General features: G+C 64.3%; 23 protein-coding genes and 1 pseudogene. 13 read left to right on the top strand and 11 right to left on the bottom strand.

Going from position 1 to position 26,213, the window contains the following annotated elements; translation table 11 throughout:
* The first annotated feature begins 50 nt into the window (after positions 1 to 50).
* Positions 51 to 425 carry a PilZ domain-containing protein gene (locus AC07X4_RS14740; protein ID WP_056067655.1) on the top strand — a complete coding sequence of 125 codons (375 nt, stop codon included), beginning with the start codon at positions 51 to 53 and terminating at the stop codon, positions 423 to 425.
* Between the two features lie 85 nt (positions 426 to 510).
* On the opposite strand, the gene AC07X4_RS14735 is transcribed toward AC07X4_RS14740, so the two are convergent.
* Positions 511 to 2,196: a long-chain fatty acid--CoA ligase gene (locus tag AC07X4_RS14735; protein ID WP_494740495.1), complete on the bottom strand. Its 1,686-nt coding sequence runs from the start codon at positions 2,194 to 2,196 to the stop codon at positions 511 to 513.
* Between the two features lie 452 nt (positions 2,197 to 2,648).
* Between AC07X4_RS14735 and AC07X4_RS14730 the strand changes: the two genes are divergently transcribed.
* A complete protein-coding gene (locus tag AC07X4_RS14730) occupies positions 2,649 to 3,068 on the top strand; it encodes a GNAT family N-acetyltransferase (RefSeq protein ID WP_494740494.1) in 420 nt (139 codons plus the stop codon).
* Between the two features lie 53 nt (positions 3,069 to 3,121).
* Here the strand turns inward: AC07X4_RS14730 and hrpA are convergent, their stop codons facing one another.
* Positions 3,122 to 7,252, bottom strand: coding sequence for an ATP-dependent RNA helicase HrpA (hrpA, locus tag AC07X4_RS14725; RefSeq protein WP_494740493.1), 4,131 nt, complete (start codon positions 7,250 to 7,252; stop codon positions 3,122 to 3,124).
* Between the two features lie 359 nt (positions 7,253 to 7,611).
* Here hrpA and AC07X4_RS14720 point away from each other — a divergent pair, with 359 nt between their 5' ends.
* The 4 genes from AC07X4_RS14720 to argA all read left to right on the top strand — a co-directional run bounded on the left by AC07X4_RS14720 (position 7,612) and on the right by argA (position 11,929).
* Positions 7,612 to 7,857 carry a hypothetical protein gene (locus tag AC07X4_RS14720; RefSeq protein ID WP_015014345.1) on the top strand — a complete coding sequence of 82 codons (246 nt, stop codon included), beginning with the start codon at positions 7,612 to 7,614 and terminating at the stop codon, positions 7,855 to 7,857.
* Between the two features lies 1 nt (position 7,858).
* Complete coding sequence (locus AC07X4_RS14715; RefSeq protein WP_494740492.1) at positions 7,859 to 9,970, top strand: AAA family ATPase; 2,112 nt, start codon at positions 7,859 to 7,861, stop codon at positions 9,968 to 9,970.
* A 28-nt stretch (positions 9,971 to 9,998) separates the two neighbouring features.
* Complete coding sequence (locus AC07X4_RS14710; RefSeq protein ID WP_494740491.1) at positions 9,999 to 10,496, top strand: hypothetical protein; 498 nt, start codon at positions 9,999 to 10,001, stop codon at positions 10,494 to 10,496.
* An 86-nt stretch (positions 10,497 to 10,582) separates the two neighbouring features.
* Entirely contained in the window at positions 10,583 to 11,929 is a 1,347-nt protein-coding gene (argA, locus tag AC07X4_RS14705; protein WP_015014347.1) for an amino-acid N-acetyltransferase, read from the top strand.
* Here the strand turns inward: argA and blaACA are convergent.
* Positions 11,926 to 12,840, bottom strand: a complete 915-nt coding sequence (blaACA, locus tag AC07X4_RS14700; protein WP_494740490.1) for an ACA family class A beta-lactamase — start codon at positions 12,838 to 12,840, stop codon at positions 11,926 to 11,928. The genes argA and blaACA overlap by 4 nt on opposite strands.
* Positions 12,841 to 12,953: 113 nt before the next feature.
* Between blaACA and AC07X4_RS14695 the strand changes: the two genes are divergently transcribed.
* Positions 12,954 to 13,844 carry a LysR substrate-binding domain-containing protein gene (locus AC07X4_RS14695; protein WP_494740489.1) on the top strand — a complete coding sequence of 297 codons (891 nt, stop codon included), beginning with the start codon at positions 12,954 to 12,956 and terminating at the stop codon, positions 13,842 to 13,844.
* A gap of 88 nt (positions 13,845 to 13,932) precedes the next feature.
* Here the strand turns inward: AC07X4_RS14695 and AC07X4_RS14690 are convergent, their stop codons facing one another.
* Positions 13,933 to 15,561 carry a GAF and HD-GYP domain-containing protein gene (locus AC07X4_RS14690; RefSeq protein WP_494740488.1) on the bottom strand — a complete coding sequence of 543 codons (1,629 nt, stop codon included), beginning with the start codon at positions 15,559 to 15,561 and terminating at the stop codon, positions 13,933 to 13,935.
* A 91-nt stretch (positions 15,562 to 15,652) separates the two neighbouring features.
* Here AC07X4_RS14690 and trhO point away from each other — a divergent pair, with 91 nt between their 5' ends.
* The 3 genes from trhO to AC07X4_RS14675 all read left to right on the top strand — a co-directional run bounded on the left by trhO (position 15,653) and on the right by AC07X4_RS14675 (position 17,727).
* Complete coding sequence (gene trhO / locus AC07X4_RS14685) at positions 15,653 to 16,654, top strand: oxygen-dependent tRNA uridine(34) hydroxylase TrhO (RefSeq protein WP_494740487.1); 1,002 nt, start codon at positions 15,653 to 15,655, stop codon at positions 16,652 to 16,654.
* The gene (locus AC07X4_RS14680; RefSeq protein WP_494740486.1) at positions 16,651 to 17,322 is read left to right on the top strand and encodes a glutathione S-transferase; all 672 of its coding nucleotides are present in this window, start codon (positions 16,651 to 16,653) and stop codon (positions 17,320 to 17,322) included. Before trhO ends, AC07X4_RS14680 begins: the two co-directional genes overlap by 4 nt.
* A 186-nt stretch (positions 17,323 to 17,508) precedes the next feature.
* Positions 17,509 to 17,727, top strand: coding sequence for a hypothetical protein (locus tag AC07X4_RS14675; protein ID WP_108497288.1), 219 nt, complete (start codon positions 17,509 to 17,511; stop codon positions 17,725 to 17,727).
* 134 nt (positions 17,728 to 17,861) lie between these two features.
* Here the strand turns inward: AC07X4_RS14675 and AC07X4_RS14670 are convergent, their stop codons facing one another.
* The 7 genes from AC07X4_RS14670 to AC07X4_RS14640 all read right to left on the bottom strand — a co-directional run bounded on the left by AC07X4_RS14670 (position 17,862) and on the right by AC07X4_RS14640 (position 24,089).
* On the bottom strand, positions 17,862 to 18,398 hold the full coding sequence (locus tag AC07X4_RS14670) for a disulfide bond formation protein B (protein ID WP_056746679.1): 537 nt from the start codon (positions 18,396 to 18,398) through the stop codon (positions 17,862 to 17,864).
* A gap of 56 nt (positions 18,399 to 18,454) precedes the next feature.
* Entirely contained in the window at positions 18,455 to 19,579 is a 1,125-nt protein-coding gene (locus tag AC07X4_RS14665) for a sulfate/molybdate ABC transporter ATP-binding protein (protein ID WP_056067633.1), read from the bottom strand.
* Between the two features lie 12 nt (positions 19,580 to 19,591).
* The gene (gene cysW, locus AC07X4_RS14660) at positions 19,592 to 20,494 is read right to left on the bottom strand and encodes a sulfate ABC transporter permease subunit CysW (protein WP_056746212.1); all 903 of its coding nucleotides are present in this window, start codon (positions 20,492 to 20,494) and stop codon (positions 19,592 to 19,594) included.
* Positions 20,491 to 21,360: a sulfate ABC transporter permease subunit CysT gene (cysT, locus tag AC07X4_RS14655; protein ID WP_056746214.1), complete on the bottom strand. Its 870-nt coding sequence runs from the start codon at positions 21,358 to 21,360 to the stop codon at positions 20,491 to 20,493. Before cysT ends, cysW begins: the two co-directional genes overlap by 4 nt.
* Positions 21,361 to 21,397: 37 nt before the next feature.
* On the bottom strand, positions 21,398 to 22,402 hold the full coding sequence (locus AC07X4_RS14650) for a sulfate ABC transporter substrate-binding protein (protein ID WP_056067832.1): 1,005 nt from the start codon (positions 22,400 to 22,402) through the stop codon (positions 21,398 to 21,400).
* 232 nt (positions 22,403 to 22,634) lie between these two features.
* Positions 22,635 to 23,219 carry an RBBP9/YdeN family alpha/beta hydrolase gene (locus AC07X4_RS14645; RefSeq protein WP_494740485.1) on the bottom strand — a complete coding sequence of 195 codons (585 nt, stop codon included), beginning with the start codon at positions 23,217 to 23,219 and terminating at the stop codon, positions 22,635 to 22,637.
* 138 nt (positions 23,220 to 23,357) lie between these two features.
* On the bottom strand, positions 23,358 to 24,089 hold the full coding sequence (locus AC07X4_RS14640; protein ID WP_494740484.1) for an AAA family ATPase: 732 nt from the start codon (positions 24,087 to 24,089) through the stop codon (positions 23,358 to 23,360).
* A gap of 204 nt (positions 24,090 to 24,293) precedes the next feature.
* Between AC07X4_RS14640 and AC07X4_RS14635 the strand changes: the two genes are divergently transcribed.
* From AC07X4_RS14635 to AC07X4_RS14625, 3 genes and pseudogenes are all read left to right on the top strand, one after another.
* Positions 24,294 to 25,208 carry a hypothetical protein gene (locus AC07X4_RS14635; RefSeq protein WP_494740483.1) on the top strand — a complete coding sequence of 305 codons (915 nt, stop codon included), beginning with the start codon at positions 24,294 to 24,296 and terminating at the stop codon, positions 25,206 to 25,208.
* 37 nt (positions 25,209 to 25,245) lie between these two features.
* On the top strand, positions 25,246 to 25,851 hold the full coding sequence (locus tag AC07X4_RS14630; protein ID WP_494740482.1) for a sigma-70 family RNA polymerase sigma factor: 606 nt from the start codon (positions 25,246 to 25,248) through the stop codon (positions 25,849 to 25,851).
* Positions 25,848 to 26,213, top strand: a pseudogene (locus tag AC07X4_RS14625) (hypothetical protein); the annotation flags it as partial. The gene AC07X4_RS14630 and the pseudogene AC07X4_RS14625, both read left to right, overlap by 4 nt.

The raw sequence follows: 26,213 nt of genomic DNA, 5'->3' as shown, positions 1-26,213 counted from the left end.
CCGGTTGGGGTAGCATGTGCCCAACCCCCCGCCCCGCCCAGGAGACAGCGATGCCCCATGAACGCCGCCACTTCGTCCGCGTTGGTTTTGATGCGCCGGCCCTGCTGACCACGGCCACCGATGCGTTCAGCGTGCATGTGCTGGATTTGTCGCTCAAGGGCGCGTTGATCATGGTGCCCGCGCAGGCCACGCTGGGGCAAGGCACGTTGTGCCAACTGACCATCCCCCTGGCCGACACGGGCAACCACATCGCCATGTCCACCGAGGTGGCCCACGTGCAGGGCCTGCACACCGGGCTGCTGTGCAAGGGCATCGACCTGGACAGCGTCACCCACCTGCGCCGCCTGATCGAGCTGCAACTGGGCGACCCTGCCCTGCTGGAGCGGGACCTGGGCGAACTGACCATGGCGGGCGCAGCGCACTGACGGCCGCCGCAGGGCTCGTCACCGCCGCCGTAGCGGCATCTCTTTTCTTCTCGGCGCGTTTGTCAAACCGGCGGGTGCCAACCCTTCACTGCGCTTCCTGCTCCTGCAGCGCGCGCCACATCACCTTGCCGCTGCCGCTCTTGAGCAACGCCGGCACAAACTGCACGATGCGCGGCACCTTGTAGACGGCCATGTTCTCGCGGCACCAGTCGATGATCTGCTGCTCGGTCGTGTCCTTGTGGGTAGCGCGCAGCACCACCACCGCCTTGACTGTCTCGCCCCGGTAGCTGTCCTTGGCCGCGATGATGCAGGCCTCCTGGATCGCAGGGTGGCGGAACATCAACGCCTCGACCTCGGCCGGCCACACCTTGAAGCCGCTGGCATTGATCATGCGTTTGAGCCGGTCGGTCAGGAAGAAGTAACCGTCCTCGTCCATGCGCCCCAGGTCGCCCGAACGGAAGAACCGTTTGCCCTCGAACTCGATGAAGGCTGACGCCGTGGCATCGGGCCGCTTCCAGTAGCCCTCGAACACCTCGGGGCCATGGATGATGATCTCGCCCTGTTCGCCCACGGGCAGCTCCTGCAGCGTGTCGGGGTCGATCACCCGCGCATCGGTGCTCATGAACGGAATGCCCAGACACTGCTGCTTGGGGTGGTCCGGCGGGTTGGCGTGCGACGGAGCGGCCGTTTCGGTCAGGCCATAGCCCTCGGCATACCGCAGGCCATATTGCTCCAGAAGGCGCTGCGCCACGGCCTGCGGCATGGCCGCTCCCCCGCCACCGATATAGGCCAGGCTGGAGAGGTCATAGCTGGCAAAGTTCGGGCTGCCCAGCAGGTCGATGACCATGGTGGGAATATTGGTCCAGGTGGTGACCTGGTAGCGCGATATCAAGCGCCCGGCCAGGTCGCGGTCCCAGCGGGGCATGATGACCAGCGTGGCGCCGCAGTAGATCGACGTGTGCATCACGCTCACCATGCCGGTGATATGGAACATGGGGACCACCGCCAGCGTCACATTGTCGGCAGACCCATTGCCCCACAGGCAGGCGGCCACTGTGTTGTGCATGATGCTTTTGTGCAGGTGCATGCAGCCTTTGGGAAGGCCTGTGGTGCCACTGGTGTAGGGCAGCAGCGCCAGGTCGGCCGGGCCTACCAACAAAGCGGGGGGCGCATCAGTACAAGCCAGGGCATCTGCCCAGGCGTGGGCCTGCCCGCCCTCCAGTGCCGGCAAGGGGTGGCGCGTGCCCAGCCAGTCCATCCACGCCTCGGGCGGCGCATCCATGCCGGTCACTGCCACGTCAAACGCATCCGAGAACTGCGTGACCACCAGATGCGCCAGCCGCTCGCCAGGGGCCAACGCATTGCTGGCCTTCGCCATCTCGGGGGCCAGATCACCGGTGGTGATCGCCACCTTGGTGTCGGGATCGGTGATGTAGTGCTTGAGCTCTTCGGCCCGGTTCATCGGATTGACCGGCACCACCACCGCATTGGCCCGCAGGATGGCAAAGTGGGCCATTACCAGCTGCGGGCAGTTCTGCATGCACAGCACCACGCGGTCGCCCCGCTGCACGCCTAGCTGGGCCAGCCGCGCAGCCAGGCGCTCCGCGCCTTCCATCAGTTGCCGGTAGCTGACCGTGGTGCCGAAAAACACCAACGCCGCCTTGTCAGGGTAGCGGCGTGCATTGGTGGCCAGGTTGTCCCACAGCGAGGTGGCAGGCAGTGTGATGGCGTGTGGAAGGCGGCGGGGCCAGAACTTGTAGTGAGGGCGCATGGGGCAGACAGTCTCCTTTTGATCGCAAGCCTAGTTCGCAGCCCTCAGCACGACAATGGGGTGCCCCTCGGCAAGCGTCGCCAACGCGACCGCCCCCCTAGCCCATCGATTCTGCCTCGCCTCCGCCTTATCACACCTTTGGCAATCTAAGCGCGAGTGAGCTCTCGCATTTTGTGATGCGCGTAAGTCACATTAATTCCGCAGATTCGTTTTGGATACGAAGTGTCACATTAAACCCGCAGATTCGTTTTGAACATGAAGTTCATCGTTGCGTTCGATCCTTAGAATGGCCTTGCATACAGGTAATAACCCTCTCTCCTTAAAGTAGAAAATTGCATAAGACAAGCCATATCTCCCTTGCCTCCATTCACGCTAGGCCAGCCTACGTTGAAGCTGTACTGAATCAGCTGACACATCGGAAGATTCCGCTGTTTTTTCGAGATGAGAGACAAGTGGATAGTCGAGTTGTGCTCGAGGGCCTCACCCAAGGAACGCTGGGTTCTAGTGTTTTCTACGAAGTGTTGCTAAAGGAAGCAATAACCCGGGTCGTCGGAATCGTGGCGGTCCAAAAACCCGCGACGAAGGAATCGCCAGCCTATATTTCCTTCTTGCTCATTGATGCAGACTTTCGCGGTCGCGGTCTGGGGCACGACGTTGTTCTTCTTCTCGACAAGGAGCTAGCCCAGTTTTCTGACACGATCTTGCTCCATGTTTCACCTCCCAGCCCCAGCCTGATTGCATTTTGGAAACGCAACGGTTTCGTCACGGTGGACGGTCTCCAGGAGATTGTGGGTGTAGATCAAACGAAACATACCGGCGCACTGATGCAAAAACGGCTTCACACGACCGCTTCGCTCGAGCTACTGCACTAAATGGCGGTCCTTGTCGGTGAGACCAACCGTCTCACCGCCGGAGATAACTTCAGTCAACTATTGACCTGCGCCCACAACTTGTCCAGCCGCTTCACGCTGACCGGCTGGGGCGTGCGCAGCTCTTGCGCAAAGAAGCTCACGCGCAGTTCCTCCAGCAGCCAGCGCAGCTCTTGCATGCGGGCATCCACTGCACCCTTGCGCTCGGCGACCAGACGCCAGTAGCGCTGCTCTTGCGGGCGCAGCTCGGCCAGCTTGGCGGCGTCGCGGGCGGGGTCGGCGCGGTATTTGTCCAGGCGCAGGGTGATGGCCTTGAGGTAGCGGGCGTAGTGCGCCAGTTGCGCCCAGGGGGCCACAGCGATGAAGTTCTTGGGGACCAAGCGTTGTAGCTGCTGCAGGGCGTCCGCTGTCGCGTCGGGCGCGTTCTTCGTGTCTTTGATCTTGCGGGCGGCGGCTGCGTATTCGGTGAGGATGGTGGCGGCCAGGCGCGCGACCTCGTTGGCGATCAGCGTGAGGCGGCCCCGGCCTTCTTCCACGCGGCGCTTGAAAGCGTATTCGTCGGTGGGCAACGGGTCGAGCAAAAAGGCGCGATCCAGCGCCACGTCGATGATCTGGGTGCGCAGCTCTTCCTGCGTGCCCAGGGGCATATAGGCCACAGCCATCTTCTGCAGATCGGGGATGTTCTTTTCCAGGTACTTGAGGGCGTCCTTGATCTGCAGCGCAAACAGGCGGCGCAGGCCCGCGCGGTGCTTGGCGGCGGCCACCTCGGGTTCGTCGAAGACTTCGATGGTCACGGCGTCGCCACCGTCGATCAGGGCCGGAAAGCCGATCAGCGTCTGGCCGGCCTTCCTGATCTCCATGAGTTCGGGCAGCTCGCCGAATGTCCAGGTGGTGTAGCGCTGGCCCGCAGGGGTCGATGGTGCAACGGGTGCGGAAAGCGTTGTACTGCCTGGCTTGGCCGCGAGGCCTGGCCCGTTAACTCCTGATTTGATAGCACCCTGGGCATGTTTCTCTAGCGCTTGCGGCGCTTTTTGCTTCAAATCCGCCGTATCGGCGGCTGTACTGCCCAATTTGAGCCCCGCCAGCGCCTGGAACGCGCCCCGCGCCTTGGCGCCCCACTCGGCCTTGAGTGCGCCCAGGTTGCGGCCATGCCCCAGCTGGCGGCCGTGCTCGTCCACCACGCGGAAGTTCATGAACAAATGGGGGCTGAGCATGTCGAGCTTGAAGTCGGCGCGCTTCACGTCGAGCGAGGTTTCGTCGCGCACCTGCTTGAGCAGCACCTCGGTCAGGCTGCCCGTGCCAAAGCGCTCGGGCGCACCCAGCAGCTCGGCCAGGCGCGTGGCGCTGTCGGGCAGCGGCACAAAGCGGCTGCGCGGGCGCTGCGGCAGGCTTTTGAGCAGGGCCTGGATCTTGTCCTTGAGCATGCCGGGCACCAGCCACTCGCAGCGCTCGTCGCTCACCTGGTTGAGCACAAAGAGCGGGATGGTCACGGTGATGCCGTCGCGCGCATCGCCGGGCTCGTGCAGGTAGCTGGCTGCGCAGTCCACGCCGCCCAGGCGTACCGTCTTGGGAAAGGCGTTGGTGGTGATGCCGGCGGCCTCGTGGCGCATCAGCTCCTCGCGGGTGAGCTTCAGCAGGTCGGGCTGCTTCTTGGACTCGTCCCGATACCAGGCTTCAAAGCTGTGGCCGCTGCACACCTCGGGCGGCAGTTGCTGGTCGTAGAAGGCGTAGATGAGTTCGTCGTCCACCAGCACGTCCTGGCGGCGGGACTTGTGCTCCAGCTCTTCGACCTTGGCGATCATCTTCTGGTTGGCAGCCAGGAAGGGCAGGCGCGTCTCCCAGTTACCGCCCACCAGGGCTTCGCGGATGAACACCTCGCGCGCAGCGTGTGGGTCCACCTTGCCAAAGTTCACGCGGCGGTTGTTGTAGACCACGATGCCGTAGAGCGTGGCGCGCTCCAGCGCCACCACCTCGGCGGACTTCTTCTCCCAGTGCGGGTCCAGCAGCTGCTTTTTGAGCAAATGGCCGCCAATCTGCTCCAGCCACTGCGGCTCGATGGCGGCGATGCCCCGGCCAAACAGGCGCGTGGTCTCGACCAGTTCCGACGCGATGATCCAGCGGCCGGGCTTTTTGTTCAGGTGCGCGCCGGGGTGCTTGTAGAACTTGATGCCACGCGCGCCCAGGTACCAGTCTTCCTCGTCACTCTTGCAGCCTACGTTGCCCAGCAGCCCGGCAAGCATGGACAGGTGCAGCGGCTCGTAGCTCGCGGGTTGCATGTTGATCTGCCACTTGTGCTCGGTCACCACCGTGAGCAGCTGGGTGTGGATGTCGCGCCACTCGCGCAGGCGGCGGATGCTGATGAAGTTCTGACGCAGCAGCTGCTCGTACTGGCGGTTGCTGAGCTTGTGGGTGGGCGCGGGTGCCGCAGCGCTGGACACGGCAGGCAGGGGTGCAGCCGCAGCCACCGAACGCTGCGCCACCGGCAAAAAGGCCTGCGAAGGCGCGCGCTGCTGGGCCATGGCCTTTTGGGCACGGGCCGATGGCAGGCTGGGCGCCCCGCCCCGGGCCTCGTTGATCCACTTCCACAGCTTCAGATACCCGCTGAACTCGCTCTTGTCGTCGTCGAACTTGGCGTGCGCCTGGTCAGCCTGCTGTTGTGCCTCCATGGGGCGGTCGCGCACGTCCTGCACGCTCAGTGCGCTGGCGATGATGAGGACCTCGTCCAGCGCCTTGCGGTCGCGCGCCTCGATGATCATGCGGCCCACGCGCGGGTCCAGCGGCAGACGCGACAGCTCCACACCCATGGGGGTGAGTTCGTTCGCATCGTCCACCGCACCCAGCTCGGCCAGCAGCTGGTAACCGTCGGCAATCGCGCGACCCGAAGGCGCCTCGATGAACGGGAACTGCGTGACATCGCCCAGGTGCAGCGACTTCATGCGCAGGATGACGCCCGCCAGCGAGCTGCGCAAAATTTCGGGGTCGGTAAAGCGCGGGCGGCTGTTGAAGTCCGCCTCGTCGTACAGGCGGATGCAGATGCCGTTGGCCACGCGCCCGCAGCGGCCCGCGCGCTGGTTGGCTGCAGCCTGGCTGATGGGCTCCACCAGCAGCTGCTCCACCTTGCTGCGGAATGAATAGCGCTTGACGCGCGCTGTGCCTGCGTCAATCACGTAGCGGATACCCGGCACCGTGAGCGAGGTCTCGGCCACGTTGGTGGCCAGCACGATGCGGCGGCCCGTATGGCCGTCAAAGATGCGGTCCTGCTCGGCCTGACTGAGGCGCGCAAACAGCGGCAGCACCTCGGCGTTGCGCATCACGGGCTGGTGCGACAGGTGCTTGCGCAGGTGGTCAGCAGCCTCGCGGATCTCGCGTTCACCGGGCAAAAAGACCAGGATGTCACCCGCCGCATTCCCCTGCCACAGCTCGTCCACGCCATCGGCAATGGCCTCGTTCAGACCGTAGTCGCGGCTCTCTTCAAACGGGCGGTAGCGCTGCTCCACCGGAAACGTGCGGCCCGACACCATGATGACCGGGGCCGGACCCTTGGCGCTTTCAAAGTGTTTGGCAAACCGGTCCGCATCAATCGTGGCCGAGGTGACGATGACCTTCAGGTCCGGCCGGCGCGGCAGGATCTGGCGGATGTAGCCCAGCAGAAAGTCGATGTTGAGGCTGCGCTCGTGCGCCTCGTCGATGATGATGGTGTCGTAGGCCTTGAGCAGCGGATCGGTCTGCGTCTCGGCCAGCAAGATGCCGTCGGTCATGAGTTTGACGGACGCATCGCGCGAGAGGCGGTCCTGGAACCGCACCTTGAAGCCCACCACGTCGCCCAGAGGCGTGTTCAGCTCTTCGGCAATGCGCTTGGCCACGCTGCTGGCCGCAATGCGGCGTGGCTGGGTGTGGCCAATCAGCTGCCCTTTCTGTCCCGGCTTGGCATTGCACTTGCCACGGCCCAGCGCCAGCGCAATCTTGGGCAGCTGGGTGGTCTTGCCCGACCCCGTTTCACCGCACACGATGATCACCTGGTGCTTGGTGATAGCCTCCATGATCTCGTCGCGCTTGCCCGACACCGGCAACGACTCGGGGAACGTGATGCGCAGCGGCGCTGGCGGCGCGGCAGGTGCAGGTGCAGATACGGGTGCTGGAGCAGGAACGCGGGACGACGCAGGCAAATGCGGATCAGAAGAAGACATAGGCCCGCATTATCGATAGCAGCACCCTGCCCCCTGCGCTGCATCTGTGCTTTTGGTACGACATTTCGCCGCGTTTTCAGCGCTTTTCGTTGCCAAAGCCCGCCAGCGCCGCCAAAATCGCACCCATTCTTCGCAAGCCCCTGTTCAGCGCAACCCTCGGCGCACGGCCCGAACGAACCCCTGGAGGTCCCCGACATGTCTGCCTTTTACGCCGCACCCGTCTGACCACAGTCCACAGCCCCGGCTGGACTGTGCACACACAGTTCAGCCATGGCAAATGCACCCGCGCACTCTTTCACGCGCTCCGCAAGCCCTGGCTCCATCGCCGGGGTTTTTTGTTTGTGGAGTACGTGCACACCATGAGTGCCAAAAAACTGTCTCGGGCCTTCGCCCAGGGTGAAATCAAGAAGCTGCGTCGCATGAAGCAGCCCCTGGTGCTGAAGCTCGAAGCCTCGGGCCCGCCCCGAAACCCTGTGGCCGCAGCGCTGGCCCAACGCAGCCTGTCCAGCGCGGCAGGCAAGCACATCCGAACCCGTGGGGCCCAGCGCCGTGCGGACAACGTCGCCCTGCGCAAGGCGATCCAGAACCCTTTCTTGAACGATTGACATGAATCCCTTCAACAACCCACTGCCGCCACACCAGCGACATCCCACTCCGCATCCGGCGCTGGCCGGTGCGCCAACGCTGGCAGCGCATCCATCCCCGGTGCAGTCAGCGCACCCTGTGCGTGCCCAGGCCACCGCGCCCCTCACACCGGTTGCCAGCAGCGCAGAGCTGGCCCAGCGCCAGCAGGCTTTGGCCCACGCGGCGTTGCAACTGAAAGCCGATCTGCTCGGCATCGACGATGTGATCGACCGCGTGATCAATGCCATCCGCGCCTGGTACGTGCTGCCGCAGCTCATCACCCGGCCGGTCATCGTCTGCCTGTGGGGCCTGACCGGCACGGGCAAGACGCAGCTCACGCGGCGGCTGGCCCAGCTGCTGGGCTTTTACGACCGGTTTGTGGAAGTGCAGATGGACGGCTTCAGCCACGGCGCGAGCTACCGCAGCTCGTCCATCTCGGGCATGCTGGGCGACTCGGGCATTCACGAAGGCATGCCGGGCATCCTGGTGCTGGACGAGTTCCAGCGGTTTCGCACGGTGGACACCAAGGGCGCCGACGTGAAGGTGGAGCGCTACCAGGACGTGTGGACACTGCTGTCCGACGGGCGCCTGCCACCCGCGTTGAGCGCACTGTCCAACATCGAGCGCAAGCTGGCCGATGCGCACTACGAGGCTGAGCGCGCCGAAGATGGCGACGACGATCGCGCAGGCAAGAAGCCCTACCGCTTTCAACTGGACGCCTGGGATGCGCAAGAACTCAAGCGCATGCTGAAGCTGCAGGAGCCGCTGTCCGCCATCATGCAGTGGCCGCCCGCCAAGGTGCAGGCGCTGTTTGCCAACTTTCAGCAGTCCAGCCATGCATGGGAGACCGACTACAGCAAGCTGTTGGTGTTTGTGTGCGGCAACCTCGACGAGATGTACCACGAGACCGCGCAGCGCGTGGAAGACTGCGACACCGATGCCGACATCTTTCACCGCCTGACCCGCAAGCTCTCACTCATCGATGTGAAGAAGGCGCTGGGCGAACGCTTCAAGCCCGAGCAGATCGCGCGGCTGGGCAATGAACATGTGGTCTACCCGTCGTTCAGCAAGGCGACGTATGAGCGCCTCATCCATAACCTGTGCACACGCTATGTGGACGATATCGCCGCGCAGTGTGGCGTGCGATTTGCCATCGGGCAGGATGTGCTGAGCGAGCTGTATGCCAACGCCGTGTTCCCTGCGCAGGGCACGCGGCCATTGTTCTCGTCGGTGCACGCGATCCTGAGCGCCAACCTGGTCAACGCGGCGTTATGGGTGGTGCAGGAGCAGCTCTCAACGGACCAGGAGTTCGGCATTCACCTGGCGCCCGACAAGCGCCACCTGCTGGTGTCGGGCCAGGGGCCTGCGGGCACGGTGCAGGCTGCGTTTGCGGTGACGCTGGAGCTGAACCGGCTCAAGCAGCGGGCCAATGCAGACTTTCGGGCCCTGCTGGCGGTGCACGAGGCGGGTCACGGCCTGGCGTACTGCGTGTTGTTCGGCCACGCTCCGCAAGAGGTGAAGATCAACATTGCCTCGTTCGAGGGCGGCTACAACAGCTTCTCCAGCCTCAAGGCCACCACGCGCCAGAACGCGCTGGACATGATGTGCGTAGGCTTGGCAGGCCGCGTGGCGGAGGAACTGGTGTTTGGCGAAATGGCCTGCACCACCGGGGCCGAGCAGGACTTCAAGCAGGTGACGGCCGGGGCGGCGCGATACATCCGCCACCATGGCTTTGGCGTGCGGCTGGCCCGCACCGATGTCACCGTGGAGATGGACAACCACGTCAACACAGACATCGGCCCGAGCAACGAGGCCATCGAGGCGCTGATGCAGCAGCAATACCAGCGCGCCCAGGCGCTGTTGACCACGCACCGCGAAGCACTGGGGCGCACGGTGGACGCCTTGCTGGCACACGGCACCATCGCCCCTGCGGAGATGGTGGCGCTGCTCCAGGGCTGCGGCATTGCGCTGGAGGCCCCCTCGGACGCTGCAGGCACCTTGCCCGAAGAAGGTCTGGTGCTGGAGCCTTTTGGTGCCAAACTCAGCGCGTTTCGCGCACGCGGGGCGGCGTCCTCTGCACGCCAGCTGGCGTGACACTCAGCACGAAGGACCAAGGATCGACATGGCCAGCGGGTTTTCCGAGTCCGGTGACGGGCTGCACTACGCCGAGCACATCTCGGTGCCGATGCGCCTCTTTGTGGGCGCCATTGCGCTGGGCATGTTCCTGATTCCTGTTCCCTTTGTGATGCACGCCACGGCCCGGACGCCGTGGCTGCACCTGCTGTTGGCCGCCGCGTGTGTGGTGGCGGCCTGCGCCATGGGTGCGCTGTTTTTGGCGATTGCTCTGGGGCGGCTGCTGACGCTACATTTCGACCCAGCTAGGCGCCAGGTGCGGCGCACCTCGCGCTGGCCGCTGGTGGGCCGCACTGTGCACATTGCGTTTGATCGCTTTGCACCACCAGAGGTGGTGGAACGCACCTCAGAAGACGGCCCCTACCATGTGCTGCGCCTGACAGTGCGTGGCGAGCGCCCCATGCACCTGGGCGGGTTTGACCGGCGGGAAGATGCCGAACGCTGGCGCAGCCGCATCGCAGCGCTGTTCGTCGGTCACCCTGGCTGAGCGTGCAAATCCCAGCACCCGGTCGCTAAGGACACTTATCATTCGCTCCTCGCGCATTACCACCACTGCCCCAAACACCTTTCTCCATGTCCGCCGTCTTCAATTTCACCTTCGTCCCCTGGTTCCGCTCGGTGGCGCCCTACATCCACAAGTTCCGCAACCAGACGTTTGTGATCGGGCTGACGGGTGAGGCGATTGCGGCCGGCAAGCTGCACAGCATTGCGCAAGACCTGGCACTGATCCAGGCCATGGGCGTGAAGATCGTGCTGGTGCACGGCTTTCGCCCGCAAGTGAATGAGCAGCTGGCAGCCAAGGGGCATGCGGCCAAGTACTCCCATGGCATCCGCATCACTGACTCCGTGGCACTCGATTGCGCGCAGGAGGCCGCCGGGCAGCTGCGTTATGAGATCGAGGCGGCCTTCAGTCAGGGCCTGCCCAACACGCCGATGGCGGGCGCCACGGTGCGCGTGATCTCGGGCAACTTTCTCACGGCGCGGCCCGTGGGCATTGTGGATGGGGTGGATTTTCAGCATTCGGGCCTGGTTCGCAAGGTGGACGTGGCCGGCATCCAGCGCACGCTGGACATGGGCGCGCTGGTGCTGCTGTCGCCGTTTGGCTTTTCGCCCACGGGCGAGGCCTTCAACCTGAGCATGGAAGAAGTGGCCACGAGCGTGGCCATCGAGCTGCGGGCCGACAAACTCATCTTTTTGACCGAGGTGCAGGGCATCCGCATGTCGCCCACCGAGCCCGAGAGCGACGACAACCCCATCGACACCGAGTTGCCGCTGGCCGCCGCGCAGGCGCTGCTGGCCCAGTTGCCCCCGGCGCAGCAGCCCACCGATACGGGCTTTTACCTTCAGCACTGTGTGAAGGCCTGCAAGGCCGGCGTGGAGCGCAGCCACATCCTGCCGTTTGCGGTGGACGGCTCGCTGCTGCTGGAGGTCTATGTGCACGACGGCATCGGCACCATGGTCATCGACGAAAAGCTCGAAGAGCTGCGCGAGGCCACGATTGACGACGTGGGCGGCATCCTGCAGTTGATCGAGCCCTTCGAGAAGGACGGCACGCTGGTCAAGCGCGACCGCACCGAGATCGAGCGCGACATCGCCACCTACACCATCATCGAACACGACGGCGTGATTTTTGGCTGCGCGGCGCTCTACCCCTACCCCGAAGCCAAAACGGCCGAGATGGCCGCGGTGACGGTATCGCCGCAAAGCCAGGGAACTGGCGACGGCGAAAAGCTGCTCAAGCGCATCGAGCAGCGCGCGCGCCTGCTGGGGCTGGACAGCATCTTTGTGCTGACCACCCGCACCATGCACTGGTTCATCAAGCGGGGCTTCTCGCCGGTGGATCCGGACTGGCTGCCCGACGCCCGCAAGCGCAAGTACAACTGGGACCGCAAGAGCCAGGTGCTGGTCAAGAAGCTCTAAGAGCGGGTGAAAGTCTCGCGCGCGGCTGCCACGGCGCGCGCCAACTGCGCAATCGCCGCATCCCGCTGCTCCGGCGACGCCTTGGAGCGCGTGAGGTAGCAGGTCACCAGCACCGGCGCGCCGCCGTCCTGCGGCCACAACACGCCAATGTCGTTGGCCGTGCCGCTCTCGCCCGCCGTGCCCGTCTTGTCGCCCACCTTCCAGCCCGGCACACCGGCGCGCAGGCGCTTATCGCCCGTGCTGGTCTCCACCAGCCAGCGCTGCAGCCAGGCCCGGGACATGGGGCTGAGCGCGTTGCCCAGCAGCAGTTTCTGCATGGTCTGCAGCATGGCCAGCGGCGTGGTGGTGTCACGCGGGTCGCCCACGGCAGCCTCATTCAGCGTGGGCTCGGTGCGGTCCAGCCGCGTGACCTCGTCACCCAGCGAACGCACGAACGCGGTGAACCCGGCCGGGCCGCCATGGCGGGCCAGCAGCACATTGGCAGCGGTGTTGTCGCTCAGGCTGACGGTGGCAGAGCACAGCTCACCCACCGTCAGGCCGCCACCATCGCCCGCGCGCGGGCCGCTGACGGGCGAGTACGCCACCACGTCGGTGGCCGGGTAATGCACGCGCGCATCCAGCCGCTCCTTGCCCTGGTCCACCAGAGCCAGCATCCAGCCGGCCAACACCAGCTTGAAGGTGCTGGCCATGGCAAAACGCTCGTCCTGCCGCCAGCCCAACGCGAGGCCCGACCCGGTGTCCAGCATGGCCACCCCCAGGCGGCCCTGGGCGGCGCGTTCGATGCCGGCGAGGGCATCGCTCCATGCGCTGGCGGTCTGCTCGCGGCGGTCTGGGTTGCTGGCAGCTGCACAACCCCATAAAGACATGGCCGTGGCGGCCATCAAACCCAAGGAAAACTGTCTTCTTTGCATATCGATTGAAAGCGTAGTGGGGAACAAGGCCCGAACGATACGGAGGTTCAGCCCCCAGCACCATCGACAATAATTGCCAAAAGCCCCAAGAAAAACTTTGACCTTTTGGCGCCATGCACCTGCCACTCAATGCTCTGCGAGCCTTCGAGGCCTCGGCCCGCCACCTCAACCTCACGCGCGCCGCCCAGGAGCTGCACGTGACCCAGACCGCCGTGAGCCAGCACATCCGCAAGCTGGAGGACCGGCTGGGCAAACCGCTGTTTCGCCGCCTGCCACGCGGCCTGGCGCTGACGGACGAAGGCCAGGCCCTGCTGCCGGTGGTGGTGGAATCGTTTGGCAACCTGCAGCGCGCCCTGGAGAAGCTGGGCGACACCCGCCCGCGCGAGGTGCTGACCGTGGGCGCCGTGGGCACGTTTGCAGTGGGCTGGCTACTGCCCCGGCTGCGCGACTTTCAGCAGACCTGCCCCTTTGTGGACCTGCGCCTGCTCACGCACAACAACCGGGTGGACATGGCGGGCGAAGGGCTGGACTACGCCATCCGCTTTGGCGACGGTGCCTGGCACGGCACGCAGGCCGACCGCATCATGGATGCGCCCATGTCCGTGATGTGCTCGCCCGGCTTGGCCCATGGCCTGCGCACGATGGCCGACCTGGCGCGCCAGCCCTTGCTGCGCAGCTACCGCACCGACGAATGGACGGCCTGGTTCGAGGCTGCGGGTGCGCTCTGCCCCGTGGTGCGTGGCGCGGTGTTCGACTCGTCCCTGACGCTGGCCGAGGCGGCGGCGCAGGGCGCAGGCATGGCGCTGTTGCCAGTGAAGATGTTCGCGCGCGAGCTGCAGCAGGGCCGCCTGGCGCAGCCCTTTGCGCAAGAGCTGCACCGGGGCGCCTACTGGCTGACCCGCTTGCAATCGCGCACCACCACGGGGGCCATGGCAGCGTTCCGGGACTGGCTGATGGCACAGGCCAGCATTACAGTGGGTGCCGGGGCTGAAGAATTGGGATGATTTTGGCCGGCAGCGCTAGTGGATCATGCGCCAGAAGCTATCAATTACATAGCAAACGTACACCATGATGCGCTAGGGTGAGGCGATGTCAAAACCCCATCGCCGCCACATCCACCCCGTCCACCTGCTCCGCATCCAGAAACTGCTGGCCATAGCGCAGGTACACCCCTTCGCGCACAAACACCTCGAACAGGTCGGGGTCGATGTGCCCGTTGTCCCGCATCCTGCACATGATGGCCAGCGCCTGCGACAGGGTCATGCCACTCTTGTAGGGCCTGTCTGCGGCCGTCAGCGCCTCAAAGATGTCGGCAATGCCCATCATGCGGGCCTGCAGCGACATCTGCTGGCGCGTGAGGCCACGCGGATAGCCCTTGCCGTCCATGCGTTCGTGGTGGCCCCCAGCGTATTCGGGCACGTTTTGGAGGTGGCGCGGCCAGGGCAACGTCTCCAGCATCTTGATAGTGGCAACGATGTGGTAGTTGATGGTGTCGCGCTCGGCCTGGTTCAGCGTGCCGGAGCGGATGGTGAGGTTCTCCACCTCCTCCCCCGTCAAAAAGCTCGTTTGCACACCCTGCGGGTTGCGCCAGTGGCGCATGGCGGCAATATCGCGCACACGCTGCTGGTCTTCGGGGCGCATGGCCTCGGTGCCGGTGTTGCTGCGGCGCAGAAACTCGCGGTCTTCCTCCAGCGCATGGATCTCGTGCTGCAGGGCCTGCAGCTCCTGGCCTTCAGCCCGTGCATCCACCACCGGACGCAACGCCAGCTGGCGGCGCAGCGCGGCCAGTTCGGCATCGCGCTTGAGCACTTCAAACCGCGTGTCCACCAGGCCGATGCGGTCGTAGATGGTCTGCAGCTTGGTGGCCTTGTCCACCACGTGCACAGGCGTGGTGATCTTGCCGCAGTCGTGCAGCAGGCCCGCCATCTTGAGCTCGTAGCGGTCGCGGTCGCTCATCTTGAACGCGGCCAACGGCCCTTCGCGGGTGGCATCCACAGCCTCGGCCAGCATCATCGTGAGAGCGGGCACGCGCTGGCAGTGGCCGCCGGTGTAGGGCGATTTTTCGTCGATGGCCAGGTTGATCAGGTTCACGAACGACTCGAACAGGCGTTCGAGCTGCGTGATGAGCAGCCGGTTGGTGAGCGCAATGGCCGCCTGCGAGGCCAGCGACTCGGCCAGGCTCTGGTCGGCCTGCGAGAAGGTGATGACCTCGCCCGTGTCCGGGTCGCGCGCATTGATGAGCTGCAGCACACCGATGAGTTCGAGGTCGTGGTTCTTCATCGGCACCGTGAGGAACGACTGCGACCGGTAGCCCGTGCGCTGGTCAAACGCGCGTGTGCCCGAAAAATCAAACCCTGCCGCGCTGTAGGCGTCGGCAATGTTCACCGTGCGGTCGTGGATGGCCGCGTGGGCCGCCACCAGCGAATCATTGGGCCCGCCGTCGGCCGTGCGCAACGGTAACAGCGGCAGGTCGATGGGTTTGCCCGTGGTGCCCCCCAGGTTGATGCCCAGCGAGTCGGTGCGCAATATCTCGAACTTGAGGGCCGACTGGTCTTCCGTCACGCTGTAGAGCGTGCCGCCGTCGGCCCCGGTGATGGTCTTGGCGGCCTCCAGGATGTTCTCCAGCAGCCGGTCGATGTCCCGCTCGCGCGAGAGCGCAGCGCCAATGCCGTTGAGCTGCTCCAGCCGACGGAACAGATTGAGAGTGGATTCCTTGCTCATGCGACCACCTTGCAAGCAGCGTTGGTAACCCCGCATCGTAACGAAAGGTGACAGCTATCATCCCCCTTCCTGTTTCAAAAACGCCTTTTTCGTGGACTCGGTCACACCCCGCTATCTCACTGCCGCGCTTTATCAGTTCGTGGACCTGCCAGACTTTGCCGCCCTGCGCGAGCCCCTGCAGTCCCTGTGCGACGCGAACGGCGTGCGCGGCATGCTGTTGCTGGCGCCCGAGGGCATCAACGGCACCATTGCGGGCGAACCACAGGGCGTGCATGCGGTGTTGGCCTGGCTGCGCAGCGATGCGCGCTTTGCCGCCCTGCAGCACAAGGAGGCGCTGGCTGAGCGCATGCCCTTCTACCGCATGCGCGTGCGCCTCAAGCGCGAGATCGTCACCCTGGGCGTGCCAGGCCTGAACCCCGCGCGCAATGCAGGCACCTATGTGAAGCCCGAAGACTGGAACACCCTCATCGACGACCCGGGCGTGGTGGTGGTGGACACGCGCAATGACTACGAGGTGGGCATTGGCACGTTTGAGCGCGCCATCAACCCGCACACGCAGACCTTTGCAGAGTTTCCGGCCTGGGTGGCGCAGCAATCGCAGCCTGGCGGCGTATTGGCTGGCAAGCCCCGCGTGGCCATGTTCTGCACGGGCGGCATCCGCTGCGAAAAGTCCACCGCGTTCCTCAAGTCACAAGGCTTTGACGAGGTGTACCACCTGGAAGGCGGCATCCTCAAGTACCTGGAAACCGTGCCCGAAGAATCCAGCCGCTGGCACGGTGACTGCTTTGTGTTCGACGAACGTGTGTCCGTAGGCCATGGCCTCGCACCGGGCCACCACCAGTTGTGCCGATCCTGCCGCATGCCGCTGGGCGAGGCCGAACTGCAGTCGTCACAATACGTGCCCGGTGTGAGCTGTCCGTATTGCCACGGCACCCGCACACCCGAGCAGGAACGCGCCCTGGCCGAGCGCGAGCGGCAGATGCAGCTGGCCCGGCAGCGTGGGCAAGAGCACATCGGCGCGCAGCAACCCGGCCGCCCCACACGCGCTGTGGCCAAGCACGCGGAGGACGATGGCATGGATGGCACAACATGACCGCCCTGCCCGTCCTGTACTCGTTCCGCCGCTGCCCCTATGCCATGCGCGCCCGCCTGGCCCTGGCCGTGAGCGGCCAGGTTTGCGAACTGCGCGAGGTGGTGCTGAGGAACAAGCCCCAGGGTCTGCTACAAGCATCCCCCAAGGGCACGGTGCCCGTGCTGGTGTTGCCCAGCAGCCAGGTGCTGGAGCAGAGCCTGGACATCATGCTGTGGGCGCTGCGACACCACGACCCTGAAGGCTGGCTCACCCCCAGCCATGGCAGCCTGGAAGACATGCTCACGCTGATTGCCGAATGCGATGGCCCGTTCAAGCAGGCGCTGGACCGGTGCAAGTACCCCAGCAGATACCCGGACGCTGACATGGACGCGGAACACGCCCAAGCCGTGGCCTGGTTGGGTGCGCTGGAGGCGCGTCTCTCACCACATCAGCCTTACCTGTTCGGCACCCACGCGGCCCTGGCCGACATGGCGATTGCGCCTTTTGTGCGGCAGTTTGCAGGCATTGATGCCGACTGGTGGACCGCACAGCCGTGGCCCCGCCTGCAGGCCTGGCTGGCGCAATGGCAGGCCAGTCCGCTGTTTGGCCAGGTGATGCCCAAACTGCCCGCATGGGTTGACGGTACACAAGGCGTACCGTTCCCGCATGGCACCGGTATGCCAGGCTGAAGCTGTCGCACTGGCCCGCTTGAGATTGGTGCTTTGGGTACCATCTCTTCTACAAAACACCATGCTCCGTGACGCTAGAGGTTGTCACGGAGCAACCCCTCTTCGCTTCATGCAAAGCACAGCCTCCTCAGGGCTTTACCGCGCAGAGCCATCTCCAAGCCACCCCATCGACCCTGTAGCCCCTGCATGAAAATCATCGACGAAATGTTGAACCTGGACCTCCTCACCCACGAGCAGCACCTGCAAATCAGTGCATGGATCGCACGCTCTGCGTCGCCGGAAGAGATATTGCAAATGCCTGCGCCACTGTGGCAGGCCGTAGAACGCGCCAGCCAGACCATGGGCATCAACGAAGACCTTTTGCGTCCGCCATCGCTGGACGCAGGGGACGTGGTGCTTGGATAGCCAACCTTGTGCGCTTTCATGCGACCAGGTGGGACTGCGCTCGGAGCAGGAACACCGGCGCTGGAAGCCCTTCCCACAACGAAAAAGGCGCTCCCTGGAGCGCCTTTTTCATGCAAGCCCACGCCTCACAGGCATCAAGCCATCGAATAACCAGAGCCTCGCTTGTTGCCACCCTTCAGCGCCCGCACCAGCACAGCCAGCAGCACCAAGCCAAACCCCACGAAGCAGATGAACGACCAGTTGGCAATCGAGCCACCCAGGAAGGTCCAGTCGATCGCAGTGCAATCGCCCGAGCCCCGGAAGATCATGGGGATGGCGCGGCTGATGGGGTAGTTTTCGATCATGCCGTAGAAGTCGCGACCGCAGGTAGCGATCTCCGGCGGGTACCACTGCAGCCAGCTCTGGCGAGCCGCCACAAAGGCGCCAAACCCGGCAGTGATCACGGCCAGCACCGCCCAGGTCATCCACCAGCCCCGATTGCCTCGCGCACTAGCCAGGGCCGTGAATACAGCAACACCAATGAGCGCATACCGCTGCACGATGCACATGGGGCAAGGCTCCAGGCCCACCACATGCTGCAGGTACATGCCAAACGCCAGCATCGCCACACAGGCCACGCTGATCAGCGCCAGCACGCGACGCGGGGCCTGATCAATCCAGTTCAACACCATCATTCTTGTCCCTCGAAACCGCAGGTTACCCAGAGAGGCCTCGAAGGAGAAGCAACTCAGATACCGGCGGCGTGATCCAGAAAAACGCGGGCGCGGCGTGGTGTCACCACCAGCGTCTCACCCTCCTTGAAACCCATGTCCTTGAACTGCTGCGCAGGGATCTGCGCTTCGATCAGGGATTCTGGGGACGCATTGTCCGCTGGTTTGTGATCGTCGGTCGGAATAAGTTCCAGGCGCGCAATGGGGCCCACCACAATGGCGCGGCTCAGCTGGGCCACGATGCCACGGGGACGGCCTTCGGCGTCCAGGCCCGCGCCCGGGGAGTAGCGCTCCACGTCCAGGTCGTGCGGGCGCACATAGGCAAAGGCCTTGGCGTTCTGCGCCGCCTGGTGCTCGGGCGAGTCAAGCTGCATGCCGTCCAGGTGCACCAGGCCTTCATGGGCGCGGCCGTGGAACAGGTTCACGTCGCCCAAAAAGCCGTAGACAAACGGGCTGGCAGGCTGGTCCCACACCTGCTGGGGGGAGCCGCTTTGCTCGATCTTGCCCTGGTTGATCACCACCACGCGGTCCGCCACTTCCAGGGCTTCTTCCTGGTCGTGGGTCACGAAGATGCTGGTCACATGCAACTCGTCGTGCAGGCGGCGCAGCCAGCGACGCAGCTCCTTGCGCACCTTGGCGTCCAGCGCGCCAAAGGGTTCGTCGAGCAGCAGCACCTTGGGCTCCACCGCCAGCGCGCGAGCCAGCGCAATGCGTTGGCGCTGGCCGCCCGACAGCTGCGAGGGGTAGCGCTCGGCCAGCCAGTCCAGCTGCACCAGCTTGAGCAGGTCCATGACCTTTTTCTTGATCTGTGCTTCGCTGGGGCGCTCACTGCGGGGCTTCACGCGCAGGCCAAAAGCCACGTTCTCGAACACCGTCATGTGGCGGAACAATGCGTAGTGCTGGAAAACGAAGCCCACGTTGCGCTCGCGCACATGCACGTCGGTGGTGTCTTCGCCGCTGAAGTGGATGGTGCCCACGTCGGCCGTCTCCAGGCCCGCGATGATGCGCAGCAGCGTGGTCTTGCCGCAGCCCGAGGGGCCGAGCAGCGCAATGAGTTCGCCCGAGGCAATGTCCAGGCTCACATCGCGCAGGGCCTGGAAGTCTCCAAACTGCTTGCTGACGTTACGGATTTCGATGCTCATGTTCTGTTTCCTTCACACGCCAGCGGGCGCGGGGCGCTCGGGCGGCAATTCGGCGGCGGCCTTCAGGGCCTGTTCGTTGCGGTGCTCGGCAATGGTCTTGATGACCAGGGTGACCAGGGCCAGCAAAGCCAGCAGCGAGGCCGCAGCAAACGCAGCCACGGACTGGTACTCGTTGTAGAGAATTTCGACATGCAGCGGGATGGTGTTGGTCTGCCCACGGATGTGGCCCGACACCACCGACACGGCACCAAACTCGCCCATGGCCCGCGCGTTGCACAAGATCACGCCGTATAGCAGGCCCCACTTGATGTTGGGCAGCGTCACATACCAGAAGGTCTGCCAGCCGCTCGCGCCCAGCACGATGGCGGCCTGCTCCTCGTCATTGCCCTGTGCCTGCATCAGTGGGATGAGCTCGCGGGCGATGAACGGAAAGGTCACAAACACGGTGGCCAGCACGATGCCGGGCACGGCAAAGATGATCTTGATGTCATGCGCCTGCAGCCACGGACCAAACCAGCCTTGCGCGCCAAACATCAGCACATAGATCAGGCCCGCCACCACGGGCGACACAGAGAACGGCAGGTCCACCAGCGTGGTCAAGAAGGCCTTGCCCTTGAACTCGTACTTGGCAATGCACCACGCGGCTGCCACGCCGAACACGAGGTTCAGCGGTACAGCGATCAGCGCAGTGATCAGCGTGAGCTTGATGGCCGACCAGGCATCGGGCTCGCGCAGGCCTTCCAGGTACGCGCCAAAGCCCTTGCGCAGCGCCTCTGCAAACACGGCGGCCAGTGGCAGCACCAGGAACAGCAGCATGAAAGCCAAGGCGATGGCGATCAGCGTGTAGCGGACCCAGGGCGCTTCGGTCGTGCCCGCCTGAGCGCGGCGAATGGTTCGGGAGTTGTTGCCGCTCATGCTGGTGCCCCCGCGTGGCGGCGCTGCCAGGCTTGCAGCGCGTTGATGATGAGCAGCAGGATGAAGGAGATGACCAGCATCACCACAGCCACGGCGGTGGCGCCGGCGTAGTCATACTGCTCCAGCTTGCCGATGATGATGAGCGGAGTGATCTCCGACACCATGGGCATGTTGCCCGCGATGAAGATCACCGAGCCGTATTCCCCCACCGCCCGCGCAAACGCCATGGCAAAGCCGGTGAGCAGCGCAGGCGTGATGGAGGGCAGGATGACCTTGGTAAAGGTCTGCAGGCGCGTGGCGCCCAGGCAGGTGGCGGCTTCTTCCAGCTCCTTTTCGGCGTCTTCCAGCACGGGCTGCACGGTGCGCACCACAAATGGCAAGCCGATGAAGATCAGCGCAATCACAATGCCCGCAGGCTTGAACGCGAGCTGGATGCCCATGGGCTCCAGAATGCTGCCCACCCAGCCGTTGCCTGCCAGCAGGGCCGTGAGCGAGATACCTGCCACGGCGGTGGGCAGCGCAAACGGCAGGTCCACCAGCGCATCGACGATCTTCTTGCCCGGGAACTTGTAGCGCACCAGCACCCACGCGATCAGCAGGCCAAACACCAGATTGACCAGCGCCGCGAGAAACGATGCGCCAAAGGTCAGCCGGTACGACGCCATCACGCGCGGCGCGCTGATGGCCGCCCAGAACTGGTCCCAGGTGAGCGTGAAGGTCTTGAAGATCAGTGCCGACAGCGGGATCAGCACGATGATGCTCAAGTAGAAAAGGGTGTAGCCCAGTGACAGCCCAAAGCCAGGCAGCACGCGCTTGGGCGCGCGCCGTCCGGCCGGGGCTGCGGCCACAGCGGTCGCAGTGGTCATAGATGCAGTGGTGAGTCGGGAAAAGCGCTGGGCCTATTTACTTGGCGCCGGGCGTGTACAGCTTGTCGAACTGGCCGCCATCATTGAAATGCACCTTCTGCGCTTCGGTCAGCGAGCCGAAGTACTTGGCCACCGTGAACTGCTTGAGCGGCTTGAAGGTGTCGGCGTACTTCTTGAGCACGGTCTCCGAACGGGGGCGGATGGCGTGCTTGGCTGCGATCTCTTGCGCTTCTTCCGAGTACAGGTAGTCCAGGTAGGCCTTGGCCAGCTGGGCTGTGCCCTTCTTGGCTACGGTGCGTTCCACCACGGCCACGGGGTTTTCAGCCACCACGCTCACCGAGGGGTAGATGGCATCGACCTTGCCCGCGCCAAACTCGCGGTCGATGGAGACCACCTCGGATTCGAAAGTGATCAGCACATCGCCCTGGTTGCGCTGCAGGAAGGTGGCCGTGGCATCGCGGCCGCCCTTGGCCAGGATAGGCACGTTCTTGTACAGCTTGCCGACAAACTCGGCGGCCTGCGCCTCCGTGCCACCCTTTTCACGCACGGCGCCCCAGGCGGCCAGGTAGGCATAGCGACCGTTGCCGCCGGTCTTGGGGTTGACCACGATCACCTGCACGCCGGGCTTGATCAGGTCGTCCCAGTCCTTGATGTTCTTGGGGTTGCCGTTGCGCACCAGGAACAGCATGGTCGAGGTGGTGGGCGATGCGTCGTGCGGGAACTTCTTGGCCCAGTCCTTGGCAACCACGCCGTTGTCGGCCAGAAACTGTACGTCGGTGGTGGTGTTCATGGTGACCACGTCAGCAGCCAAACCGTCGTTCACGGCACGGGCCTGGGCGCTGGAGCCGGCGTGCGACTGGTCGATCTTCACGTCCTGGCCGGTGGTCTTCTTGTAGTGCGCAGCGAAGGCCACGTTGTAGTCCTTGTAGAACTCGCGGGCCACGTCATACGACACATTGAGCAGCGAATTTTGAGCGGCAGCCATGCCGCTCGCGGCCAGGGCCAGAGAGGCCAGGAGGGTCTTGAGTTTCAAAGAAGTCATGGTGAAGTCGCCCAAAAAATGCTGGAGATTCCGCATTGTGCGGACCACCTCTTAAAACTCAAAAGAATATATTCTTGTTAATTAATCGAGAATTGGCATATAAGCATCTCGAAGGGCGTGCCGGGGCCATGACCCCAAACCGCACATCAGCAGCCCGGGGCCGGACATCTCGGGTCCTGCAGGCTCCAAGCGCTGGTAACACATGCGCCGAAAGCTATCGATTAGATAGCAATCAGGCGGCGGCCGGAGAAACCTGCGAGTACCCTGCAGCTCGCTGGATGGTGCTGTGGTCGCCCTCCAAAGACTGCAGCAACGCCCAGCCCAGCGGCCATTCGCCATGGCCCGAGTCAATATTGATATGCCCTGCGTTCTGCATGCGCACAAACTCGCTGCCCCAGGCCCTGGCATAGGCGCCCGCCAGGCGAATGGGACAAAACGGGTCATTGCTGCTGGCCACCACGATGCTGCGGTAAGGCAACGCCGCGTAGGGCACGGGGGCAAAGTCGCTCAGGATGGCGCGGCGCTCGGGGTCGGCAGGAGCCACCAGCAAGGCGCCGCACACCTTGGCTGCAGCCTCCGGCCCCATGTGGGTGGTGGCAATACAGCCCAGGCTGTGTGCCACGATCACTACAGGGTGCGTTGCGGCCAGTACCGTCTTCTCCAACTGACTCACCCAGGCTGAACGCGTGGGCGTGATCCAGTCGTCCTGCACCACGCGGCGCGCGTGGGGCAGGCGCTCGGCCCACAGGCTTTGCCAGTGGCCGGGGCCCGAATCGCGCCAGCCGGGGACGATGATGATGGAGGTGGTGGTGGTCACAGGCAGGGATTCTGCGAGCCAGCCTTTAAAACCCAAACGACTTAATTCTTGTTATTTAATCGCCAAATCATCTAATCACAGACAATCTGGAGACAAAAAATCGCATGCGCTAGTGTCGTCCGCTGCCAGCCATCCCATCTAGTCGTCGGCCAGCAAGCGCTTCAGTCGCTGGGGATAGTTGTTGAGGAAGTCACGAGTTACCGCGTAGTGCTCCGTGTCCTCGAAGGCCACTTCGGACAGACCAGCGCCATCGAATTGGATGATCTTGGCGTTGGGATAGGACAGCAGGATGGGGGAGTGCGTGGCAATGATGAATTGAGATTTGTCTTCCACCAATTGGTGGATTGCATACAGCGCAGCGAGTTGGCGGTTGGGTGATAAGGCTGCCTCGGGCTCGTCCAGCAAGTACAACCCTTTGCCCTGGAACTTGTGCGTCAGCAGCGCCATAAACGCCTCGCCATGAGACCGAGCGTGTAGCGATTTTCCGCCGTAGTTATCCAGGTAGCCAACCTCATCCATGTAGGTGGCCACATTGAAGAAGCTCTCAGCCCGCAGGAAATAGCCATCTTGCGGCTTGCGGTAGCTCCGCGCCAACCGCAGCACCTCATGCAACGATGATTCTGAATCCGCCGTAGCCAGTCTGAAATTGCGAGTGCCACCCTCCGGGCTATAGCCCAGGGCCAACGCGATCCCCTCTAACAACGTTGATTTCCCAGAACCGTTCTCCCCCACAAAGAAGGTTACGTCCGGGTGAAACTGCAGCAGACCCAGTTCTCGGATCGAGGGTACGTTGTAGGGATAGGTTTCGTAGTCCACATCTGCATCTGGGCGGATGCAAGCGCTTTGGAGATACGGTTTGACGGCAAGCATGCGCTCATGCTAACGGGCCGCGCGGACTTTTAGCTCACTGGGCAAAAGGTCTATTCGATGGCCCCCAGTCCTCCCGCGAAATGGTCAAGTGGCCCGAAAGAGATAAGCCCTAAAGAACATTTTTAGATTTTTTGCATCCGCTCAACCCCATTTAGCTATCCCGTTCGTTTCACCCAGCACCACCACTTTTTTGATGGAGCTGCCATGAAACCCCGCCTTCTCACCCTGCCCGCCCTCGCGACACTGGCCGCGTTGCTGGGCCTGAGCCACCTGCCTGCCCATGCCATTGGCCGCCTAGCCGATGTCACCATCGTGGACCGCGACACAGGGGCCACGTTGCCGGTGCACTACGCCCAAGGCGAATACTGGGTGGCCGGCCGCCCGGGCGCGCGGTACGCCATCACCGTACGCAACCGGCTGGGCGAGCGGGTACTGGCCGTGCCTTCGGTGGACGGTGTGAATGTACTCAGCGGCGAAACCGCTGCGTGGGACCAGGGCGGGTATGTGTTCTCGCCCTATGAGCGTTACCAGATCACCGGCTGGCGCAAGAGCAACAGCGAAGTCGCTGCGTTCGAGTTCTCGCACATTGCCAACTCGTATGCCGCCCGCACGGGCCGCCCCGCTCACGTGGGCGTGATTGGCGTAGCGCTGTTCCGCGAACAGCCACCGGTGCCCTCGCCCGCTGTCGTCCCCGAACCATACAGCCAGCGCCGTGATGGCAGCAACGGGAGTGCCAACAGCCTGGGGCGCTTGCGCGAAGAGCCTGCACCTGCGCTGCCCTCGGCACAGTCGGCACCAGCACCAGCCGCCGCCGCACCGTCGCCAGCGTCAGAGGCCGAGTCCTCGGCGCGCTCGATGGCTGCCGACAGCGCGGCCAAGGCGGCGCCTATGCCATCGGCCAAGCTGGGAACGGCGCACGGCCAGCGCGAGACATCCGTTGTGTCGCACACCACCTTCAGCCGGCTGCAACTCCGCCCTAACGAAATCATCAGCATCCGCTACGACAGCCGCGAAAACCTGATGGCTGCGGGCGTGATCCGCGAGCCCATCGCGCGGCCCCCTGTGCCCCGCGCGTTTCCACAGTCCGACAACCTGTCGTACGTTCCCGACCCGAGGTAGGCCTTGGGAGCATCTACCGGTACGCTCCCGCTGGTGCATGCGGGCCTCGCATAATCCGCGGGTGCCATCCGCCACGCCCCACGACGATGCCGACGAGACGCTGATGCTGCGTTACGCCAGCGGCGACCTGGGTGCGTTCGACCAGCTCTACGCCCGGCACGAGCTGGCCGTGTGGCGGTTCGTGTTTCGCAGCGTGAAGGTGCAGGCCGTGGCCGACGACCTGCTGCAGGACGTGTGGTTTGCGGTGGCGCGCAACGCTGCCCGCTACGAGGTCAAGGCCAGGTTCCGCACCTGGCTGTTCACCTTGGCACACCACCGGCTGGTGGACCACCTGCGTACCGCCAAACACCATGCCAGCCTGGATGCCAGCGACGACGATGCGCGCAGCCTGGCAGACACGCTGGTGGCGGACTCGGGCTTCGGGCCCGTGCGCCAGCTGCAGTCGCGCGAGCAGGCCGCCGCGCTCATCGCCGCCGTGGAGCAGTTGCCGCCAGAGCAGCGCGAGGCCTTTTTGTTGCAAGCCGAAGGAGATCTGAGCGTGCAGGAGATTGCCGAGGCCACCGGCGTTAACTTTGAAACCGCCAAAAGCCGCCTGCGCTACGCGCGGGCCAGCCTGCGCCAGCACCTCAAGGAGTTTGTATGACCCGGCAGGATGACGAACTGGTCCGGCGCTACCACGAGGCCAGCGAACAGGAAGGCGCCCGCCCCGGCGTGCATGTGCATGATGCCGTGCGTGCGCATGCCCAGATGATGGCCACGGCTGCGGCATCGGCATCAGCGGCCCCAGTGGCCCCCCCTGCCGCCAACCAGGCCCGCTGGAAGATTTCGGCCCTGGCCACCTTGGCCGTGGTGGGGCTGACTGGCTTGCTGATGCTGCAGTTTGAGCGCGGCACGCCCGAAGAGCGGGACACCGCTTTCAGCCACCGCCGGACCGAGTCGCCTGCGCAGGCTCCCACGGCCCCTGCCCCTGCGGCCACACCAACGCTCCCCCCACCGGCAGAACCC

Source organism: Acidovorax sp. GW460-11-11-14-LB4 (assembly GCF_059423685.1).
This window is presented reverse-complemented; position numbering and strand designations above follow the sequence as displayed.

Coding starts and splice junctions, on each gene's coding strand:
- AC07X4_RS14740 (WP_056067655.1), top strand. CDS start 51: ATGCCCCATGAACGCCGCCACTTCGTCCGCGTTGGTTTTGATGCGCCG.
- AC07X4_RS14735 (WP_494740495.1), bottom strand. CDS start 2,196: ATGCGCCCTCACTACAAGTTCTGGCCCCGCCGCCTTCCACACGCCATC.
- hrpA (WP_494740493.1), bottom strand. CDS start 7,252: ATGTCTTCTTCTGATCCGCATTTGCCTGCGTCGTCCCGCGTTCCTGCT.
- AC07X4_RS14720 (WP_015014345.1), top strand. CDS start 7,612: ATGAGTGCCAAAAAACTGTCTCGGGCCTTCGCCCAGGGTGAAATCAAG.
- AC07X4_RS14715 (WP_494740492.1), top strand. CDS start 7,859: ATGAATCCCTTCAACAACCCACTGCCGCCACACCAGCGACATCCCACT.
- AC07X4_RS14710 (WP_494740491.1), top strand. CDS start 9,999: ATGGCCAGCGGGTTTTCCGAGTCCGGTGACGGGCTGCACTACGCCGAG.
- argA (WP_015014347.1), top strand. CDS start 10,583: ATGTCCGCCGTCTTCAATTTCACCTTCGTCCCCTGGTTCCGCTCGGTG.
- blaACA (WP_494740490.1), bottom strand. CDS start 12,840: ATGCAAAGAAGACAGTTTTCCTTGGGTTTGATGGCCGCCACGGCCATG.
- AC07X4_RS14695 (WP_494740489.1), top strand. CDS start 12,954: ATGCACCTGCCACTCAATGCTCTGCGAGCCTTCGAGGCCTCGGCCCGC.
- AC07X4_RS14690 (WP_494740488.1), bottom strand. CDS start 15,561: ATGAGCAAGGAATCCACTCTCAATCTGTTCCGTCGGCTGGAGCAGCTC.
- AC07X4_RS14680 (WP_494740486.1), top strand. CDS start 16,651: ATGACCGCCCTGCCCGTCCTGTACTCGTTCCGCCGCTGCCCCTATGCC.
- AC07X4_RS14675 (WP_108497288.1), top strand. CDS start 17,509: ATGAAAATCATCGACGAAATGTTGAACCTGGACCTCCTCACCCACGAG.
- AC07X4_RS14670 (WP_056746679.1), bottom strand. CDS start 18,398: ATGGTGTTGAACTGGATTGATCAGGCCCCGCGTCGCGTGCTGGCGCTG.
- AC07X4_RS14665 (WP_056067633.1), bottom strand. CDS start 19,579: ATGAGCATCGAAATCCGTAACGTCAGCAAGCAGTTTGGAGACTTCCAG.
- cysW (WP_056746212.1), bottom strand. CDS start 20,494: ATGAGCGGCAACAACTCCCGAACCATTCGCCGCGCTCAGGCGGGCACG.
- cysT (WP_056746214.1), bottom strand. CDS start 21,360: ATGACCACTGCGACCGCTGTGGCCGCAGCCCCGGCCGGACGGCGCGCG.
- AC07X4_RS14650 (WP_056067832.1), bottom strand. CDS start 22,402: ATGACTTCTTTGAAACTCAAGACCCTCCTGGCCTCTCTGGCCCTGGCC.
- AC07X4_RS14640 (WP_494740484.1), bottom strand. CDS start 24,089: ATGCTTGCCGTCAAACCGTATCTCCAAAGCGCTTGCATCCGCCCAGAT.
- AC07X4_RS14635 (WP_494740483.1), top strand. CDS start 24,294: ATGAAACCCCGCCTTCTCACCCTGCCCGCCCTCGCGACACTGGCCGCG.
- AC07X4_RS14630 (WP_494740482.1), top strand. CDS start 25,246: ATGCGGGCCTCGCATAATCCGCGGGTGCCATCCGCCACGCCCCACGAC.